At 43.4% G+C, this 19,306-nt stretch carries 19 protein-coding genes and 1 tRNA gene; 8 read left to right on the top strand and 12 right to left on the bottom strand.

Going from position 1 to position 19,306, the window contains the following annotated elements:
* Positions 1-35 precede the first annotated feature (35 nt).
* Entirely contained in the window at positions 36-512 is a 477-nt protein-coding gene (locus T355_RS0111300) for a nitrous oxide-stimulated promoter family protein (RefSeq protein WP_027397853.1), read from the top strand.
* 111 nt (positions 513-623) lie between these two features.
* On the opposite strand, the gene rbr is transcribed toward T355_RS0111300, so the two are convergent.
* From rbr to ilvB, 3 genes are all read right to left on the bottom strand, one after another.
* Positions 624-1,166, bottom strand: a complete 543-nt coding sequence (gene rbr, locus T355_RS0111305) for a rubrerythrin (protein WP_027397854.1) — start codon at positions 1,164-1,166, stop codon at positions 624-626.
* Between the two features lie 110 nt (positions 1,167-1,276).
* Complete coding sequence (ilvN, locus tag T355_RS0111310; protein ID WP_027397855.1) at positions 1,277-1,777, bottom strand: acetolactate synthase small subunit; 501 nt, start codon at positions 1,775-1,777, stop codon at positions 1,277-1,279.
* Complete coding sequence (ilvB, locus tag T355_RS0111315; protein WP_197019584.1) at positions 1,774-3,465, bottom strand: biosynthetic-type acetolactate synthase large subunit; 1,692 nt, start codon at positions 3,463-3,465, stop codon at positions 1,774-1,776. The genes ilvN and ilvB overlap by 4 nt, the downstream gene beginning before the upstream one ends.
* 353 nt (positions 3,466-3,818) lie before the next feature.
* Here ilvB and T355_RS0111320 point away from each other — a divergent pair, with 353 nt between their 5' ends.
* Positions 3,819-5,996 (top strand): diguanylate cyclase domain-containing protein, encoded by a 2,178-nt coding sequence (locus T355_RS0111320; protein WP_027397857.1) that lies wholly within the window; start codon positions 3,819-3,821, stop codon positions 5,994-5,996.
* Between the two features lie 119 nt (positions 5,997-6,115).
* Here T355_RS0111320 and T355_RS0111325 read toward each other — a convergent pair whose 3' ends face one another.
* Both T355_RS0111325 and T355_RS0111330 read right to left on the bottom strand, forming a co-directional pair.
* The gene (locus T355_RS0111325) at positions 6,116-7,399 is read right to left on the bottom strand and encodes an SLC13 family permease (RefSeq protein WP_027397858.1); all 1,284 of its coding nucleotides are present in this window, start codon (positions 7,397-7,399) and stop codon (positions 6,116-6,118) included.
* A gap of 311 nt (positions 7,400-7,710) precedes the next feature.
* The gene (locus T355_RS0111330; RefSeq protein ID WP_027397859.1) at positions 7,711-8,397 is read right to left on the bottom strand and encodes an aspartate/glutamate racemase family protein; all 687 of its coding nucleotides are present in this window, start codon (positions 8,395-8,397) and stop codon (positions 7,711-7,713) included.
* Positions 8,398-8,710: 313 nt separating this feature from the next.
* Here T355_RS0111330 and T355_RS0111335 point away from each other — a divergent pair.
* Both T355_RS0111335 and T355_RS0111340 read left to right on the top strand, forming a co-directional pair.
* A tRNA-Pro gene (locus T355_RS0111335) sits at positions 8,711-8,787 on the top strand.
* A gap of 64 nt (positions 8,788-8,851) precedes the next feature.
* Positions 8,852-10,366 carry a DNA methylase gene (locus T355_RS0111340; RefSeq protein WP_027397860.1) on the top strand — a complete coding sequence of 505 codons (1,515 nt, stop codon included), beginning with the start codon at positions 8,852-8,854 and terminating at the stop codon, positions 10,364-10,366.
* 65 nt (positions 10,367-10,431) lie between these two features.
* On the opposite strand, the gene T355_RS15555 is transcribed toward T355_RS0111340, so the two are convergent.
* The 6 genes from T355_RS15555 to T355_RS14315 all read right to left on the bottom strand — a co-directional run bounded on the left by T355_RS15555 (position 10,432) and on the right by T355_RS14315 (position 14,978).
* Positions 10,432-10,563 (bottom strand): hypothetical protein, encoded by a 132-nt coding sequence (locus T355_RS15555; protein WP_268761945.1) that lies wholly within the window; start codon positions 10,561-10,563, stop codon positions 10,432-10,434.
* A 66-nt stretch (positions 10,564-10,629) separates the two neighbouring features.
* Positions 10,630-10,827 carry a hypothetical protein gene (locus T355_RS0111350; protein WP_155851724.1) on the bottom strand — a complete coding sequence of 66 codons (198 nt, stop codon included), beginning with the start codon at positions 10,825-10,827 and terminating at the stop codon, positions 10,630-10,632.
* Between the two features lie 457 nt (positions 10,828-11,284).
* Positions 11,285-12,127: an AmmeMemoRadiSam system radical SAM enzyme gene (gene amrS, locus T355_RS0111360; protein ID WP_027397862.1), complete on the bottom strand. Its 843-nt coding sequence runs from the start codon at positions 12,125-12,127 to the stop codon at positions 11,285-11,287.
* 27 nt (positions 12,128-12,154) lie between these two features.
* Complete coding sequence (locus T355_RS0111365) at positions 12,155-12,601, bottom strand: hypothetical protein (RefSeq protein WP_027397863.1); 447 nt, start codon at positions 12,599-12,601, stop codon at positions 12,155-12,157.
* A 150-nt stretch (positions 12,602-12,751) separates the two neighbouring features.
* Positions 12,752-12,976, bottom strand: a complete 225-nt coding sequence (locus T355_RS0111370; RefSeq protein ID WP_027397864.1) for a hypothetical protein — start codon at positions 12,974-12,976, stop codon at positions 12,752-12,754.
* A 232-nt stretch (positions 12,977-13,208) separates the two neighbouring features.
* Positions 13,209-14,978, bottom strand: coding sequence for a diguanylate cyclase domain-containing protein (locus T355_RS14315; RefSeq protein ID WP_051555555.1), 1,770 nt, complete (start codon positions 14,976-14,978; stop codon positions 13,209-13,211).
* Between the two features lie 380 nt (positions 14,979-15,358).
* Here T355_RS14315 and T355_RS0111380 point away from each other — a divergent pair, with 380 nt between their 5' ends.
* On the top strand, positions 15,359-16,669 hold the full coding sequence (locus tag T355_RS0111380; RefSeq protein ID WP_027397865.1) for a histidine-type phosphatase: 1,311 nt from the start codon (positions 15,359-15,361) through the stop codon (positions 16,667-16,669).
* A 28-nt stretch (positions 16,670-16,697) separates the two neighbouring features.
* On the opposite strand, the gene T355_RS0111385 is transcribed toward T355_RS0111380, so the two are convergent.
* Positions 16,698-17,315, bottom strand: a complete 618-nt coding sequence (locus T355_RS0111385) for a flavodoxin family protein (protein WP_027397866.1) — start codon at positions 17,313-17,315, stop codon at positions 16,698-16,700.
* An 829-nt stretch (positions 17,316-18,144) separates the two neighbouring features.
* Between T355_RS0111385 and T355_RS0111390 the strand changes: the two genes are divergently transcribed.
* The 3 genes from T355_RS0111390 to T355_RS0111400 form a co-directional block, all read left to right on the top strand.
* The gene (locus T355_RS0111390) at positions 18,145-18,741 is read left to right on the top strand and encodes a hypothetical protein (protein WP_027397867.1); all 597 of its coding nucleotides are present in this window, start codon (positions 18,145-18,147) and stop codon (positions 18,739-18,741) included.
* Positions 18,713-18,892, top strand: coding sequence for a hypothetical protein (locus tag T355_RS14320; RefSeq protein WP_037330148.1), 180 nt, complete (start codon positions 18,713-18,715; stop codon positions 18,890-18,892). The genes T355_RS0111390 and T355_RS14320 overlap by 29 nt, the downstream gene beginning before the upstream one ends.
* A gap of 138 nt (positions 18,893-19,030) precedes the next feature.
* Positions 19,031-19,306, top strand: a 276-nt coding sequence (locus T355_RS0111400) for a transposase (protein ID WP_027397868.1), incomplete at its 3' end; no start/stop codon positions are given.

A 19,306-nucleotide genomic window follows, 5' to 3' on the forward strand; every position in this document is an offset into this window, starting at 1 on the left:
ATGTCTATTTTTCACACAAGGGGAGTTCGCATTTTATGGGTATGTTTGACAGATTTTTACCAAAGAAAAAACCAGTTGAAATAAAAAACAACATCCCAAAGGAAAAGGAAAGCATCAAGAAGTCCTTTGGAGTTTATTGCAACAAAAATCATGGTACCAAGGGCGAGAAGCTGTGTCCAAAGTGTACAGCCCTTCTGGCCACCGTTATGACCAAAATGAACCGTTGTCCTTACGGCATCACCAAGCCTATTTGTGACCGCTGTGAGATTCAGTGCTTCGGTGACAAGAACAACAAGATGTTCAACGAGATTATGAGTGCTTCCAGCACCGGCATGATGTTTAAGCATCCAATTATGGCCTTCAAGCACAAGATGGCCAGCATGAGCGTTGATTATTCCAAGAGCAAGCAGGAAAAGAATGAGCGCGAAAAGGCTGAGGCCAAGGCAAAGAACGCCGCCGAGAAGGCAAAGGCCCGCGAAGAAGCCAAAAAGAAAAAGGAAGAAAAGAAATAATTTCATACTTTTCAGCAAAACAAAACTCCCGGCTCAGGTCGGGAGTTTTTCATTCCCATAAAAAATACTCCTAACCTACATGGTCGGGAGTATTTTTAATGTCTGAATTAATTATTTATAGTTGGTTGGCAGAACCTGGAAGTGAGCCTTTGGATGAGCGCAAACAGGACACTCCTCAGGAGCAGCCTCACCAGTGCATACATAACCGCAGTTGGAGCACTGCCAGATAACCTTTTCGTTCTTCTTGAATACCTTATCCTGCTCCACATTCAAAAGGAGAATCTTATAGCGTTCCTCATGCTCCTTTTCAATGGCAGCCACAGCCTCAAAGAGAGCAGCAATCTTGTCAAAGCCTTCCTCACGGGCAACCTTGGCAAACTCTGGATACATGGAAGTCCACTCCTCATTCTCACCAGCAGCTGCTGCCTTGAGATTTTCAGCGGTTGAACCGATCTTACCGCCATTTACCAGCTTGAACCAGATTTTTGCATGCTCCTTCTCGTTCTTAGAGGTCTCAGTAAAGATGTTCTGAATCTGAACGAAACCATCCTTCTTGGCCTGGGATGCAAAATACTGATACTTGGTATGGGCCTGGGACTCTCCGGCAAATGCTGCCCACAAATTCTGCTCTGTCTTGCTACCTTTTAATTCCATGAAAAAACCTCCTTACAATATATAAAACACACACGAATAAACCGGTTTACCTAACGGATAATAATTATCCGTTAGGACTAGTATACCATTTTTGTGGGCAATGTCAACACCTACATATTTTTTATTGGAATTGGACCACGACTGAGGGCTATGGCACCTGTTCTGGCGATTTCAATTATCTCAAAATCCTCCAGCATTTCACAGATGGCATTTATTTTACTTTGGGAGCCCGTTAGCTCAATAACCACATTCTCAGGACTAACATCCACAATATTGCCACGGAAAATATCCACTATGTTGCGGATATCCGCCAGAGAACCCTTGGTGGCACGAACCTTCAGCAGCACCAGCTCCCGGACAATGGAATCCACCAAGCCCAAATTAACAATTTTGATAACATCAATGAGCTTACCCAGCTGGTTCACCACCTGCTCCAGCTCCCGGTCATCCTCCACGGAAACCTCTATATTAATGCGGGTAACGTCCTCATCCTCAGTGTAGCCCGCAGAAATACTTTCAATATTAAATGCACGACGGCTGATAAGCCCCGATACATGGGTTAGTACGCCAGGCTTGTTGTCTACCAGAACGGCTAAAATATACTTTTTCATGCTTCGGCACCTCCCAAAACCATATTGTCCAGCTGAGCCCCGGGAGCTACCATTGGCAATACATCCTCATTGGCCGGCAGCATCACGTCAATCAGCATTGGTCCCTTCACATTAAGGGCCTTCTCCAGAGAAGCCTCTAATTCCTGCGGCTTTTCAATACGGCAGGCCTCCATGCCCATGGCCTGGGCCAATTTAACATAGTCCGTCTTGCCACCCAGCAAGGTCTGGGAATATCTCTTGCCGTAGAACATGCGCTGCCACTGGGTAACCATGCCCAGCACTCTATTATGAAGAAGCACAACCTTTATATCAATATTATTATCCGCAGCCGTGGACATCTCCTGACAGTTCATCATTACAGAACCATCGCCGGTGAAAAGCACCACCCTTTTATCTGGGCATCCCAGCTTGGCCCCCAGAGCCGCAGGCAATCCGTACCCCATGGTACCAAGACCGCCGGAGGTAATAAACTGGCGAGGGTTACGGCTGTTGAAGAACTGGGCCGCCCACATCTGATGCTGCCCCACATCGGTAACCACAATGGTATTTTCATCCACCATACTGCTTACTGTATCAATAAGCTGCTGAGGCATAATAACCTTATCATTTGTCTTGTAGCTGAATGGACATTCCCTGTCCATATCCACCACCTGCTTGTGCCATTTGGCAAAGCGATTGAGATAATCCTCACCTGAGCCTTGAAGCTGCTCATTGAAAATTGGCAAGGACCAACGCAAATCACCGATTACAGGATAATGGGAGAACACATTTTTATTAATTTCTGCCTTGTCCACCTCAAAATGAACAATCTTGGCATTAGGGGCAAAGGCGTCGATTTTGCCCGTAACACGGTCATCAAAGCGCACACCAATACCAATGAGCAAATCACTCTTTTGTACAGCCATGTTGGCAGCATAGGAGCCGTGCATACCCACCATACCAAGGAAGCCATCCTGCTTTGCTGGAATACAGCCCAGTCCCATAAGGGAGCTTACCACCGGAATACCGGTATTTTTAACAATTTCCCGCATTACCTCTGTCTGATTGGAAAGGGTTACGCCACCACCGATGAAAAATACAGGACGCTTTGCTTCGCCAAGGGCCTCTACCACATCACGGATCTGGCCCTCATCCCCGGTGAAATCCCCCTTGTAGCCCCGGAGCTTCACCTTTTGTGGATATTCATAATCCAACATAGTGGTAAATACATCCTTGGCAATATCAATAACCACAGGACCGGGACGGCCGGTTCTGGCAATGAAAAATGCTTCCTTAATAACCCGTGGCAGCTCCGAGGCCTTCTTCACCAAATAATTGTGTTTGGTAATAGGGGTAGTGATACCTACAATATCTGCCTCCTGAAAGGAGTCCTTGCCAATAAGAGGATTAGTCACCTGTCCCGTGAAGCACACCAAAGGCACAGAATCCATATTGGCTGTGGCAATACCAGTAATAAGATTGGTGGCACCAGGTCCCGAGGTGGCAAAGACCACTCCCACCTTGCCAGTGGCCCGTGCATAACCATCCGCAGCATGTACGGCCCCCTGCTCGTGGCGGGTTAAAATATGAGGAAATTTCGCCTGATAAACCGCATCATATAAATCCAGCACTGCACCGCCTGGATAACCAAATACCAAATCCACATTTTCTCTTTTCAGACTCTCCAAAATAGCCTGGGCCCCATTCATCTGCAAGGAAAACTCCCCCTCATATATAATGTACACTGTAAATCACAATTTCAAAAATGTAAATCACAATTCATGTCCCACGGACAAATATAATAACATTGTCCACTGAGTACATATTATACAATAACATCTGTACACTTATCAACAGTTTGTTGATAAATTGTGTATACTTTTTAATGATTATTAACATTATCTATCCTAAAAGTCCTATTTTAAAGATTTATTTTCGAGGATAAAAATGTTGTAAAAACAATAGACATTATCCGTTTTATTAATATATCATGTAGATAAATATTCAGACAATATTTACTAATTAATACTCATTTCAAATCTTTTTTATTGAGGATAGAAATATGCTTAGACGATTTCAATTAAAATTAATTCTGTCTCTCTGTCTGTCTTTTATACTTCTTTTAGCCAACCAGCCACTTAATGCAGAGGATTCCGCCGGGCGCAAGGGACCAGTGCGGGTAGGTGTACTGGATATAAAGCAGGACACCAATCCCCAAAGCAGAGAGCTACTGGAGCATCATATAAAGGCATATCTACGGGAGCTTTCCAAACGCACTCATTTGGGATATGAATATATCCCGGTACAGCCTCTGGAGGGAAAAAGAATGCTAGAGGAAGGGTCTTTGGATTTACTGGCCCCAGTGCAGCGAAACGACTCCCTTCAGCCAATGAACTTGTATAGTGAGGGCTATTCTGTATATGGTATGCTGAGTCTTTTTACCGTCCCGGGCAGTGGACTTAATGTCTTGGACAGCTCCACCATGAACGGTGCAACTATTGGCTATGTAGCCGCAGAAGACAATACCAGCTACATCCGGCATTATGTACTCGCCCAAGGCTGGCAAAACGTAAATTATGTCACCTACTCCAACGGGCAAAATATGATGGAGGCCCTGCAGCGCGGGGAAATACAGGCTGCCATGGATGACGGCTCCGATCTGCTTGGAAATGAGATTGAGCTGGGTATTATTGCCATAACCGAGTGCCAATTTATGGCCCTGCCTGCCAATCAGGAACTGATATGGGAGCTGAACGAGGCCATTCTCGACACAGAGCTAAAGAATCCTTCCTTTAGCACCATGCTGGAGCAAGCTTATATTAACCCGGCCATTCACAGCATTGCTGCCTATGCCGAAATAGAACGCAAATTTATAGAATCGGCTCCCCCAATCAAAATTGTATTGCCGGGAAACTATTCTCCTTTTGTAAGCAGTGGCGGAGGAATATTCGGAGATATTATTGAAAATATAGGCACTGACAGTGGTCTTAAATTCGATATAATAATCGCCAATAACTCCCTCGAAGCCAGGGAAATGCTGCAAAATGGCAAGGCAGATATCATGCCATGCATATATTCAGGCGCCAATTACGAAAATCCTCTAAACTATACCAACAATTTTCTTACAGTGGAATATTCTGCCATAGTTCACAAGGATACCAGCTTTGTTGACAGTCCAAAGACCATGGTGGCCGCCGCCAAGTCTCCCGGTCTGAGGGACTATTTGAAGAAGCAATTCCCGGATTGGGATATCGTCATATTGGAAACGGTGGAGGAATGTCTTGAGGCAGTGGAAAATCACCAATACACCATTGCCATGATACCAACTCTTTATCTCCAACAGCACAACAATCTCATTACCAGGCCTAATCTAAAAATCAACGATAAATATAGCTGCCATATCGGTATCAGTCTGATGGCCGCAGAGTCCACCCCGGAAATGCTGACTCATGTGCTGAATACAGCCATCCAGCGCCTGTCCCCTGATGAAGTGAACCGAATCATCAAGAAAAACAGTACGCCGGTGATTAATCTTGGTTTTTTACTGCAGGAATACCCAATACAGCTGGCAGCAATTATACTGTTCACGTTGGTGATTCTGCTGATAATTGGCTTTATTCTCCATAATAACCGTCAAACCAGAAAGCGTAATATTATCCTTTCCGAAAAGAACGATGAGCTGGAGCGGGCCCTCCATGAAGTAAAGGTCCTGACCAAGGACAGGGATGCCTACAAGCAGGAAGCAGAAACGGATCCCCTGACGGGACTGCTCAACAAAAGGGGCATTGCCCTGCGTTGCCAAGAGCTGCTGGACAGGCAGCAAGAGGGTGAGTCCATTGCCCTTCTCATTATTGATTTGGACCACTTTAAGAGATTTAACGATACCTACGGGCATCAAATGGGAGACGAGTTGCTTATAGACTTCGCCAAAATTTTGAAAACCACCTGTACTGATCTTACGGCAGTAGGCCGTTTTGGTGGTGACGAATTCATGATTATGGTAACTCTCCCTCCAGAGGCAACGGTTATGGACATCAGAAAACAGACCCAATGGCTTCTAACCAGAATAAAGGACATGATGGTTGGCGGACACGCTGCTAATGTAACCGGCAGCATCGGCATCGCCATTACCAAGGAAAGGGGCACCAGCTACGATTACCTTTTCCGCGAGGCAGATCGTGCCCTCTATAAAGTAAAGGATGCCGGCCGTGACGGCTTCCAAATCTACGAAAAGAAATAATTAATTTGATTCACTAAGATTTCATAAAAAAAGAAGACTGCGGCATGGTGTCTCGAAACCACTCTAGCCGCAGTCCTCTTTTTATATTAAGCGCATTTACCTAATTTAATTGTGTTCCATTACATGAGGTAACGGAGATATACATAAGCTGTACTGATGATGATGGAAAGAATCATCAACGGGAAGGCTATCTTCATGAAGCCGATAAAGGAAATCTGTCTGCCGTGCTGAGCTGCCATGGAAGCAACTACTACGTTGGCGCTGGCACCGATGAGGGTACCGTTACCACCAAGGCATGCACCCAAAGCCAAGGACCACCACATAGGCTCCAGATTGCTGAGGCCCATGGCACCCATGTCCTTAATAAGCGGAATCATGGTTGCTACAAATGGGATATTATCAACGAAGGCAGAGGCAATAGCAGACATCCAGAGAATCAGGATGGCAGTTCCCTCTACAGAACCGTGGGTAATCTTAATACCTTCCTCAGCCAACCACTTGATAACGCCAGTTTCAACCAAGCCACCAACCAAAATGAACAGGCCTGCGAAGAAGAAAATTGCAGTCCACTCAACCTTGCTGAGAACCTTTGCAATCATTTCCTCATCTCTTGTAAAGGTAATCAGTAAGAGAAGACCGGCACCAGAAAGAGCTGCGGTTGCAGACTCAAGACCGAGGGCACTATGTGCCACAAACAAGCTCATGGTCAGTGCCAATACCACCAGACACTTCTTCATGAGAGGCTTGTTGCTGATCTGCTTGGAAGCATTCAGCTTCATTACCTGCTCCTGAAGCTCAGGCGTAGTATGGAGGGACTTGCCATAAATCATCTCCAGCAGGAATACAGTTACAAGGAAAATAATAATAGCCGGAAGAGTCAGATGAATAATGAAATCCATGAAGCTCAAGCCAACAGCAGAACCAATCATAATATTTGGCGGGTCACCTACCAAAGTCGCAGTACCACCAATGTTGGATGCCAAAATCTGGGCAATCAGGAAAGGCTTTACATCAACCTTCAGCTGGGAAGTAATGCTGAAGGTTACCGGAACTGTCAACAAAACTGTCGTTACATTATCCAAAAGTGCGGAGCATACAGCTGTCAAAAGGGCTAGTGCCAGAAGCAGCTTCATAGGGTTAGCCTTAACCCTCTGGGCCGCCCAAATGGCCAGGAAGTTAAACAAGCCCGTTTCCGCCGTAATATTTACGATAGTCATCATACCAATGAGTAAACCCAAGGTATTAAAATCTATGTGATGAATTGCCACCTCCTGGGACAAAATTCCACAGAGGATCATCAACATAGCGCCAACGATACCAACGATGGTACGATGGACTTTTTCTGAAATAATCAGTGCGTATGCAGCTACAAATATCACCACTGCAATGGTTGTTGTATCCACAACATTACCTCCTCTAACCGAAAATATTTGTTTGACGATTTCTTAAATTACCCTAACTTTATCATATAATCAATAATTTGTACATAGGGAATTTCTATTGTTTTGAATTAATTTGTATAATGAATTATTTCTTATGTACAATAACTGAAAAATTTTAAAGAAATGTAACCTAAGACCTCTTAATAATACACCCATTATGCATATTATTGCAAGTAGCTTTTAATAGCTGGTACTAAAAAGCAGAGCCGAACCGACTCTGCTTTTAATTATCCTAAAATGGTGAACTCTTGAGCAATAATGCTATCGTGACTTCAATCTTCCCGGGCAAACTTCACTGCTGCCTTGGCCAGTTCGTCGGTGGAATCAACGAATACGCCTTCCAGATTGTACATGGTCACAGCCACCGGCACCTCGGTGCAGCCGAGGATAAAGGCCTCTGCTCCCTGCTCCTTCATTTCCGCCAGCAAGCTCTTAATATCACCTGTATCATAGTTTTGATTATTGGCTTTTACGCCATCATAAATAATATCATCCACAATATGCTGTCTTTCTGCTGAAGGGGCAATACACTTAAGGCCATTGACCTCCAATGCCTTCTGGTATAATCCGGTACTGATGGTACCACTGGTGGCCAGCAACCCCACACTTTTATACCCCTTTTCCGTAATTGCTGCAACTGCTACATCAATAATAGACAACACAGGAATTGTAATATGAGGTAACAGCTCCGGCAAAAAATAATGGGCTGTGTTGCAGGCCATAATGATAAAATCCGCTCCGCCCATCATAAGCCGCTTGGCACTTTTCAGCATTTCCGGGACCGGGGATGCTCCCAAGCCCTTAATGGCCCTGGTACGATCCGGAATCCTGCAATTATTATCCACCAGCATAGGAATATGCTCCTGATCCACCTTAGCCGGCGTAGCCAAAATAATTTTCTTCATTAAGTCCACAGTGGCCATTGGCCCCATGCCACCCATGATGCCTATTGTTTTCATATACTCCGCGCCCCCTATAATGTAAAAAATCAATCCCCTGTATTCTAGGCCCCTTAACTTGCTAAAAGCACGTCATCGGCATACAATATAATTAAATAAATATTTACAATATATAAATATTATAACGCAGTTGTTCAAATTTTTCTTCCCCAGAAGAAAAATCTTCCACTTAGCGTTTCAACGAGGTGGTAGATAGTTTCACCTCGTTATAGAATATTTTTATCAATTTAGCATGGAAATAGTGAATTTTTCTTTTTTATTGAAAAAAACTGCCAATAAGGAGTATCATAATAAGCAGTTAGCATATCATTGTCGGGATGTAGCGCAGTTTGGTAGCGCACTTCGTTCGGGACGAAGGTGTCGCAGGTTCGAATCCTGTCATCCCGACCATTTTTATGCAAAAAAATAAATCCCTTCATGTTCTAATTTTATTCCACGTCAGGATGTGAGAGCCATGACTGACAAATGCTATATAGCCATAGATCTGAAATCCTTCTACGCCTCTGTAGAGTGTAAGGATCGGGAGCTTGATCCTCTCACCACCAACCTGGTTGTGGCAGATGAAAGCCGCAGCGGCAAAACCATCTGTCTGGCCGTAACCCCTTCCCTTAAAGCCCACGGAATATCGGGGAGGCCCCGGCTTTTTGAGGTTCAGCAGAAGGTTAAGGAGATAAATTACCTTCGCAAGGCAGCCGCCCCGGGACATAAATTCACCGGCAGCTCCGTTGATTCACAAGAGCTGGAAAAGGATCCCTCCCTTGCTCTTGATTACATTGTAGCCATGCCTCGCATGGCCCGTTATGTGGAATACAGTGCAATTATTTTTGGCATTTATATTAAATACGTATCAGCAGATGATATTCACAGCTACAGCGTAGACGAGGTATTTATTGATGCAACGCCTTACCTTGCCACCTACAAAATGACAGGCCATGAGCTGGCACTGCGCATTATCAAGGATATCAAGGACATCACTGGTATAACCGCCACGGCCGGTATCGGCACAAATCTCTATCTGGCCAAGGTGGCCATGGACATTGTGGCCAAGAAAATTCCAGAGGACGAGGATGGAGTCAGAATTGCAGAGCTGGATGAAATGAGTTACCGCCACCAGCTATGGACCCACACCCCTATAACTGATTTTTGGCGTGTTGGCCACGGCTATGCAAAAAAACTCAAAGAACATGGTCTTTACACCATGGGGGATATTGCCCGCTGCTCCCTGGGAAAGGAAAACGAATATTACAACGAGGATTTGTTATACCGCCTTTTTGGCATAAGTGCCCAGCTCCTTATTGACCATGCCTGGGGCTATGAGCCCTGTACAATAGAGGCCATAAGGGAATACCAGCCGGCATTCAACAGCATAAGCAGCGGTCAGGTGCTTCAAAGTGCCTACTCTCATGAAAAGGGACGGCTCATAGTGTGGGAAATGACTGATCTTCTTGTGCTGGAGCTGGTGGAAAAGGGACTGCTTACTGACCAAATAGTGCTGGATATTGGTTATGACATTTCCAATGTTACAGAACATAATTACAAGGGTAGCACCCATATTGACCACTATGGTCGCAGGGTTCCCACTCCGGCCCATGGTTCCATGAGCCTTGAAAAGCACACATCATCAACCCGCCTGATACTGGATGCAGCACTGGAACTGTTTGATAAAATTACAGACCCCAACCTTTTTATCCGACGGGTAAATGTTACCGCCAACCACGTACTCAGCGAAAGTGTACTAAAACGGGAAAAAGATAAGCCCCAGCAGCTTGACCTCTTTACTGACTACGAGGCTGAAGCCAAGAAGCTGGAGCTGGAAAAAAAGGCCGATACCAAAGAAAAAGACCTCCAACACGTCCTTTTGAATATCAAAAACAAATTTGGCAAAAACGCCATTTTGAAAGGAGCTAACCTTCAGGAGGGAGCCATGACTATTGAAAGAAACCAGCAAATTGGCGGGCACAAGGCATGAGGCAATTTATTAAATAAAACAAAAGGAGCTGCCGAAGCAGCTCCAAACCATCCGATTCTGATATTTTAATATTGATGAATTTCCTCATATAACCCTACCAAAAGGCGGAATAACATTTTTCCTGCCATAATCCCCAACGCACCAGTCAGGCCGATAAACAACAATGAGATTAAGCCGAGCTCCAAATTTGCCATCATGTAAAATCCCCCTTTTGTTACGGGTAGTCAATAATAACGATAGAGATGAATGTGCGATTTTATTTTTTATGCAGCATTATGTGGTTGCTGCTGCGGTGGCTGCTGTGGGTTATCCTTCTTAGGCTGAGAGATGTCCCTAATCAAATCAATAATATCTCTGATAAACTGGAATGGCTTACGGCGTGGGCCATGAAGACGAATTCTTGGACGACCGCCTGCTACTTGCTCCAATTCCATTTCTTTAAGTTCAAGTTTCTTGCTCATAAGATCTACTCCCTTCCTTGTATGGGCTGTACCCATGTTTTTGTCTTCTGCCCATACATACGAACCGTATAGATAAGTATTACAAAAAAATTTTTGAAAAAAATAAAAAGTTTTTGTAATGGATTTGATTTTCATCCGTATGTATAGATGTAAAACGATTCGGACTACCTTTTATCGTGGATGATAGATTTAGTCCGTGCTTACTTTTTTCCTTTTTGACGGGTCCTCTCCAACCCGTCCCTCTCAAAGAAGCCGACTACACACGGCTTCTTTTTTTGCATAAAAATATGCTGTTGTATACTTTGGTTCAACAGCATTTCTAATAATAAAAAAATATTGAAAAAAATGTAATACATTCTTCTGTGGGTCGTATGTAAGGATGTCATATAAAATTACACAATTCATCTCATTCTCCCCTGCTTGTTACCCTCCAAAAAACAGGCAGGGCTCTTTTTTTTTACACATTTCCCAAGTAAACATAATCCAGACATTCCTGGCTTATTTCCTGCAGCCTATATAATGTTGCCACCGGGGTGGCCTCTGTTTGTAGCTTGTAACGCGGAAAATAGCGGGACAAGTGAAGTGGTATATCCTTCCGCAACTTGGAAATCCACGTAGCCTCTGAACGCATCATATCAGAATCATCATTGATGCCAGGAATAACAAGGGTTGTCACTTCCACATGAACACCGGCCTCCAACGACAGCCGTATGGTATCCTTGGTCGTTTTAAAATCTCCCCCCATCCATTTGTATCCATCTTCAGAGAACGCCTTTAAATCAATATTCATAGCATCTATATAAGGAAGAATTGCCTTCAATGGCTCCTGACATACTTGCCCATTGGTCACCAGCACCACCTTCTGCCCCTCCGCTTTCAACAATGGTGCCACATCCAATAAATACTCATAGCTGAGGAATGGCTCGTTATAGGTAAAGGCCACCCCTATGCTTCCAGCTTTCAAAGTGGCTTTACGGGCAAATTCCACCATTTCTTCCGGGGAAACATAGCCCTGAGATACCTCTATTCCCTGCTGTGATATGGAATAATTTTGACAGAAGGGACATTTCATATTGCATCCAAAGCCCCCCACAGATAATATTGCCGTTCCGGGATAGAAATGATACAAAGGCTTCTTTTCGATGGGATCAACGGCCAAAGATGTGACCTGCCCATAGGAAATCGATTTTATGTTACCATCAATATTTTTTCTGGTACCACAAAGCCCTGTCTTATTTTGATTTAAATTGCATTTATGCGGGCAAAGCCCACATTGCACCATACTGTTTTCCTTATCCATGGTGAATTACCCCAAATTTTAAATCTACTATTTAGCTATGCCCCTTATCTGGCCACCCATTATCGCACAAAAAACAGTTTGTTTATTGGCATTTAAATTATTAATGCTTACACCAATAACGCTACAACCCGAGTTGTTATTGGTGATATTATTATGACGCGTTCCCCAACGCTGTACTGCCGTTCCGCCACAAACCTGGTCCAATTCATCTTCAGAAATAGTCATATCCGTCAGCTGGTCGATTTCAAAGGCCTTTAATTCTTCAATAGTGAATGGGAGCCCCACTTCACTAGCTATAGGCAGAACAATACTTGCTGCCGCTTTTTCCAAAAATGCACAAATAATCTTTTCATCATCATCTGCTGGTAATTCATTATCTTCAGCGAAAGTTTTATCAAGTGCATTGAGTTTTTCTGCTATAGATATATCCATGGTTAGTTTTTCATAAAACTTTCCTACGTTATCCTTTGCCATGATGTCGTCCTCCTCGTATTTGAATTTTGTTGTTTATTCTCATTCTTTATATACATGAGATAGCAAAAGTGTTATCCTCCAAAAACAGGCAGGAGATTAAAATATGTGCCCTCGCTAAAAAGCCAGGGCAATTTCTATTTACGGTCTTTTTTATTTGTTCTTGTTTTCTATATTTTTATTTTTTTCCAGTGCAGGATTACCAGCTGCAACCACCATATCCAGCTCATCATCTGTCATCCTCCCCGTCATAATACCTCGCATGGCATTATCCCGACGGTGCATGAACAATAACTGATTCCTTAAAGTCTCCCTCACTGGATGCAGGAGAGAAAAATCAAAATCTTCCAGCCTTTTTGTCAACTTCTCATCATCCATTTTTATCCCCCCTATGTTAGTTTTTGTGATTTAAATTCTTCTTGTCCTTTATATCCATGAGAGGATAAAAGTGTTATAGAATTTTTTTAAAAATAATGGGTACGAAGGTGGGCCGCACCTACCAAGGTGGTATATGCACCGGCAAGGGTACGTTCACACTACCAGAAGGACAGTATCATTTGCCCAGATAAACTTGCATTATTATTTCAAGTGAAGGAAGATGACATGCTTTTTATTTATTGGACCTGGACTTACTTTTCTTATGTTTCTTGGCTTCATACAAGGCACTGTCCACCCGCTGAAATATTGTAAGGGCATTATCCACATGTTGGGCTATAGCTATACCTATGCTGGTGGTAAAATGCTCGCCCCGCGGCAAAACATTGGAGGTTTTTACACTATGCTTTATAGCCTCGGCTATTTTCTGGGCACCCTCTAGGGCAGTGTTTGGCAGAATAACCATAAATTCGTCACCGCCCCACCGGCCAGCCGAATCGTTGCTGCTGATGTTTTTACTTATACTCCCTGCAACAGCCTTTAGTGCTTCATCGCCCACATCATGTCCAAAGGAGTCATTTACCAGCTTAAAGTCATCTACGTCAAGCATAAGAATTGCCAAATTGGTAAGTTGGTTTGTGTGGTACATCCACATAGCCTGCTCTAGTGCAGATTCCAGGCCTGCATGGTTAAGAAGTGGGGTAAGGGTGTCATGTAAAAGGCCACTTCGTTCATATTCTATACAGCTCTCCGCCATATTAATCCCCAGCTTGACCGCTTGGGCTAAGCGTTTACAGCTTCCATAGCCACAGGCGTGACAATTGCGGTTCCGGGATTCAACAGTATTCTTTCGAAGTTGGTAGAACACATCATCCAAATCCTCATCGGTAAATCGGCCATTTTCTATTTTTTTGCTTGAGTATTCCCTGATATAGTCATGCCAATCCAGGCAGCTGTCAAAATATTGCTCTATTTTGTAAATAGTACCATGGTCCTTTTCTGTAACCTGATTGGCGAGCTGTTCCTTTTTATAAATATTGGTCTTATAATCAATATCGTCCATGGAAATTTTTTGCTCAGTTCCTGTACCGCAATTACAGCCACCTGTGCAATTCAGGATATCTACTATATCGGGAACCGGAAGCTGTTTAGTTTGCCGTTGGTAATATTCCTTAAGGTATGGGTATACGCGTCGGACTGAATCTATCTGACGTATCCAAAGGTCTTTATTTGTAACACGGATAGTTTCACCCAATCCCCCTGGACGACTGTATACATGACCTATTCCAGGCTGCATTCCATCGAAGCCAGTCTCCGGATATTGGTCAAGCTGGACGTGCATTTCAGCTAATTTACGCTTCAGCTTGTCAAAGGTTATGTTGTATGATACCAATTTCCCTGTATTTTGATCGCCTATTTCATCTGTTTTAGCGATGCAAGGTGATAAAAAGGCAATTTTTCCCTCCAGCTGCTTTTCCAGACGTAAATAAATAGCCATACAGATAAGAGGGCTTTGAATAGGTGCCAATGAAGGTAACAACTCTGGCATATAACGTTCACAGAAATTTACCACAGACGAACATGGCTGAGCAATAACGGAAGAAAGGGATAGCTCCTGTCTCGCCTTTAAATATGCCCAGGTAGAGATATCAGCACCAAAGGAGACATCATATATATTAGCGACTCCCATGGATTTCAGCCACCCCAGCAGGCGGGGCAAATCTGAAAAATTAACCTTAGCCGCCGGAGCTACAAGGAGATGAATGGGATCACCCATTGCCAAATCCATAAAAAAGCGCTCTGTGTCATCGGTATAATCACGGGCTCCATGATCACAAACCTTAATACATGCACCACAGGAAATGCAATATTTACTGTTGACAGCAATACGCCGTTTTCTGTCCAGGGATCTGTACACCCGATTGGCCATATCTACAGGGCAGACTTCAATACACTTGTTACAGGCTGTACATTTCTTTTCTATTGTAAAAACCCTACCATGCATAACTGCTCCTCCAGTTACGAATATATTCACTACTACATCACATTTTATACCCTCAATTTAATTATAACAATATGAATAAAAGGCATATCAATAAAAATGTTTCTCTTTTTTTATTTTTCTGCAAAAAGGTTCACACTAGCTTCTTAGTGTGAACCCCATGTATTTTAATATTTTATTCTGCATGATGGGCTGGGCCAATCAATCTGTAGTAGCACCAGCACCATGCTTTAAATCTTCCCCATGCGCCAGCTACTCTCTTCAATCAATCCTGAACAACCAGGAAGAAGGGTATATATCAGTGTGAGAGCTTTTTGATTTTTATTTGGATAAATATTATTATTAGGCTGTACCGACATTGTGATTTAGAAGGAGGGGGTAGTATGTTATCATTGGAAAGCCGTATGAAAAACTATATAAAATCAGTTGTAGCATTGACGTTTTCGTGGGTGCTGGTTTTGGTGGGCTTTATTCCAGCCAGTGCCAGCTCGGTTCTTACTGACAAGGGGTATCAGCTGGAACAGGTGGTGATGATGAGTCGCCACAATCTGAGAACTCCGTTGGCGGGAAAGGGCTCTATTGCGGACAAGATGACTAGCCATCAGTGGCAGCAGTGGTCCATTCAGCCGGGGCATCTGACCCTAAAAGGGGCCATAAATGAAACTGCCTTTGGACAGTATTATCGCTGTTACCTGGAGGATGAGGGCTTTATGCCTGTGGACTGGGTGCCACAGGAGGGGGAAGTGTCCTTTTATGCCAATTCATTTCAGCGGACCATTGCCACGGCCAAGTATTTTTCCAGCGGGATGTTGCCAGTAGCCAATATTCAGGTGGTACACACCAAGGGGATTGATGAGCCGGACCCTGTATTTTACTTTCCCCTAGAGCTTGATACTCCACGTCTGTACGAGTTGGGGGTATCCTATACGGAACAGAATATGCCCCGTTATTTGACCAATGGAGAAGCCATGTTGGCCAGCTTTGAAAAGGTAATGGATTTCTCCCATTCTGAATACGCCCGGGAAAAGGGTATTGAACATTTAGACCCAAGGGATGTTCATTTTGTGTTAGGTGGCAAAAATAAAAACGTTCCTGGATTTAAGGGCTCCTGGCGGGATGCCTACAAGGCCACAGACGCATTAATAATGCAATATTATGAAGAACCGGATAACGACAAGGCCGATTGGGGTACGGGCCTTACGGAACAGGACTGGAAAAATATAGGAGATATCTCTACAAGGGGTATATCCATGATTTGCGAAAATCCCGCCCTATCATTGAGATATATTCATTCATTACTGGGGAAAATGGATTCTGATCTCAGTAACGAACATAAACGGTTTTCATTTTTTTGCGGTCATGATACCAATATTATTATGCTCATGACAGTGCTGGGAGCCGGAGATTACCATGTTCCGGGTGCTATTACAGACAAGGCCCCTATTGGTTGCAAGATTGTCCTTGAGAAACGGCGGGACAAGGATGGGGAGCTGTATATCAATCCATATATTATTTACCAAAGTGACCGCCAAATACGCAATTGTGAGGTACTTGATTTGAATAATCCTCCGCTGCGCTATCCTATAAAACTGACTGGTATTGAGGCGAATGAAGATGGGTTGTACCGTTACAGTGACTTTAAAAGACTGTTGCAGGATATCCACGCCCAATATGCCTACTATACAGAAAAATAAGAACCATGGACAAGAAGTAACCTGGTTATCAACGTATAAAGTTAGTTGGCTGCCATGGTTCCTTTTCTGGTAGGCCAAATTTTTCCTTACCCAAGGCAATACTCTTCATGAGGAAGGTCATATTTCTGGCCAGAGTACGCATGGTCTGAAGTCCCTCGCCATCCTGCTGTGCCTCCCCTAGAGCGGTTCCGTGAACGCTGTTCCAATATTGGCTGGAGGCTATTGGCATACCAGAAATGCCAAAATACTTGTTAAGAGCATCATAGGTAGCTGATAAACCGCCCCGACGTGCCACAGCAACACCTGCTCCTACCTTCATGGACTTGTCAAACTTGCAGCTCATAAACAAACGGTCCAGAAATGACAGCACCGTACCATTTGGTGAGGCATAATAAACCGGTGAAGCTACAATAAGGCCATCTGCCGCTTCAAATTTAGGTGCCAATTCATTTACTTCATCATCAAATACACATTTCTTTTTTTCAGCACATGAATAACAGCCAATACAGCCTCGAATAGCCTTATTGCCTATCTGTACCACCTCAGTCTCCACGCCTTCGGTATCAAATGTTTTTACCAGCTCATTTACCGCTACAGTTGTATTACCTCCCACCCGAGGACTGCCATTAATAATTAATACCTTCATGTTAACCTCCTAAAAAAAACATATTTCACACTTTATACTGACTATACCATTTAGAGCCTACTTTAAGTCAAGCAGTTTTACGAGATATTATGTTTATCGACGATAGATGGTATGTTCATATTTGAAAAGTATATAAGATGATAACACTTTCCCCTGCTCATGGATATAAATAACAGAAAAAGAAATACACACCCAAATAAAACGTATATATTAAGTAAATAAAGGCACGTAGAAGCGGTTATGCTTTTCATCAGGGATTGTATAATTTCTTCCAGTGTCATTACTAACAGCGGAGGGAACGGAAGCCTCCGCTTGTTTCAATTTATGGGGAAATTAGCAGGGCTTTTCTTTTGCCCAAAACTAAAGGGCTATTCTCTGAGTTGAGAACAGCCCCGTGATTATTATATTGTCTATTACATTGCCCATTTCTTCGACAATATACTATTATAACGCCATTGTTCAAATTTTTCTTCTTTAGAAGAAAAATCTTCCAATTAGCGTTTCCCTTTCAGGACTAGCTTCGCGTCGCAACGAGCTGGGAGATATGCTCACCAGCTGTTGTAGTTTATTTTCCCCCACCTAAAGAGGTGGGGGACATCTTAAAGCTCGTTATAATCCTGCATAAAGGACGGTCTTTTTATGGGTGGATCGTATGCCGTGGTGGCGGCCTCCTTCGTACCCATTTTTATATTCTTTTTAGATGGCGTTTATTTTTTGTTTAAAAAAATCTAAATCAAAAATCTCTCTTGAATCCCAAACATAAATTCTGTTATAATACCCATACAGCAAACAAATATTCTATTTAAATACACCAGAAAGGAGCTTTCCCATGATTTTGTTCCGCCCCCGGGCTGCTGATTTTCAGACCGCCATGCGCCAGATACAGCTTTTCGATAGCTTTAACGAAATGGATGATTATCTTATCGACTACCACAACCTCCACAACATCATCACAAGGCAAGAACAAGTATATACAACCTTCTCCCACAGTGACGAACTCAGGGACAGCAAAAGCGGGTGGTTTCACTCCCGCTATATCTGTTTGGGGAATATCCCTCTGGGTATTTATGACAGCAAAACGCTGGATCTAATAAAAAAGCCCCATCTGGAAATCGAAACAGATCCCCAGAGCGGGCTGAAATGTCAATTTGACCTGATAGACGAGGGCTATATCTTTTTCCTTGGGAATGACCAGTGGTATGGCCAAAGCAAAATGGTGGGCTTCAAAAGAAATGATATGGCACAGCCCCTCTGCAGAAAGGACAATGTTCCGGTAACCCGGCAGGATTTTATTTATGCCCTCAATTATTTCATTGCCAGCCAGGCCATCAAAAAGCTGGAGGCCCGGAAGAAACGCCAAGATGCAATACAGCTGATGAAGGAGCAGAGAAAGAACCATGGACAAGGAAAAACATCCGTATGCTGATATTATCGACCTACCCCACCATGTATCAAGGAAGCATCCGCCACTTACCATGAGGCAGAGAGCCGCCCAGTTCAAGCCCTTTGAAGCTGTAAAAGGCCACAAGGAGGCCATTCTCAAAGTCATCGAAGATAATGAAAAAAAATATGAATAACAGACATTTTAAAGGATGCACCTATCAAAAAGATGCACCCAGTATCTCCCGAGAGTGTGAAAGTTTTTCTGTAAATAACATAATTAGTAATCTGCAAGGTCTTCTATGGTAAAATAAAATCATAGGAGGCCTTTTGTTATGGCAAGAAAATCTTCAAAACCAGTACACCATGTACAAATGACAGACGGTAAGCGCCAAATTATTCAGCAATTATTGACCGAATATGACATCAATTCTGCTGAAGACATTCAGGAAGCTCTGAAGGATCTTCTCGGCGGCACCATCAAAGAGATGATGGAAGCTGAAATGGATGAACATTTGGGCTATGAGAAATCCGAACGCTCATCAAATGATGACAGCCGCAATGGTTACAAGAAAAAGACGGTAAACAGCAGTTATGGTTCATTTTCTATT

This window comes from Anaerovibrio lipolyticus LB2005 (assembly GCF_000621545.1).
GTDB lineage: Bacteria > Bacillota > Negativicutes > Selenomonadales > Selenomonadaceae > Anaerovibrio > Anaerovibrio lipolyticus_A.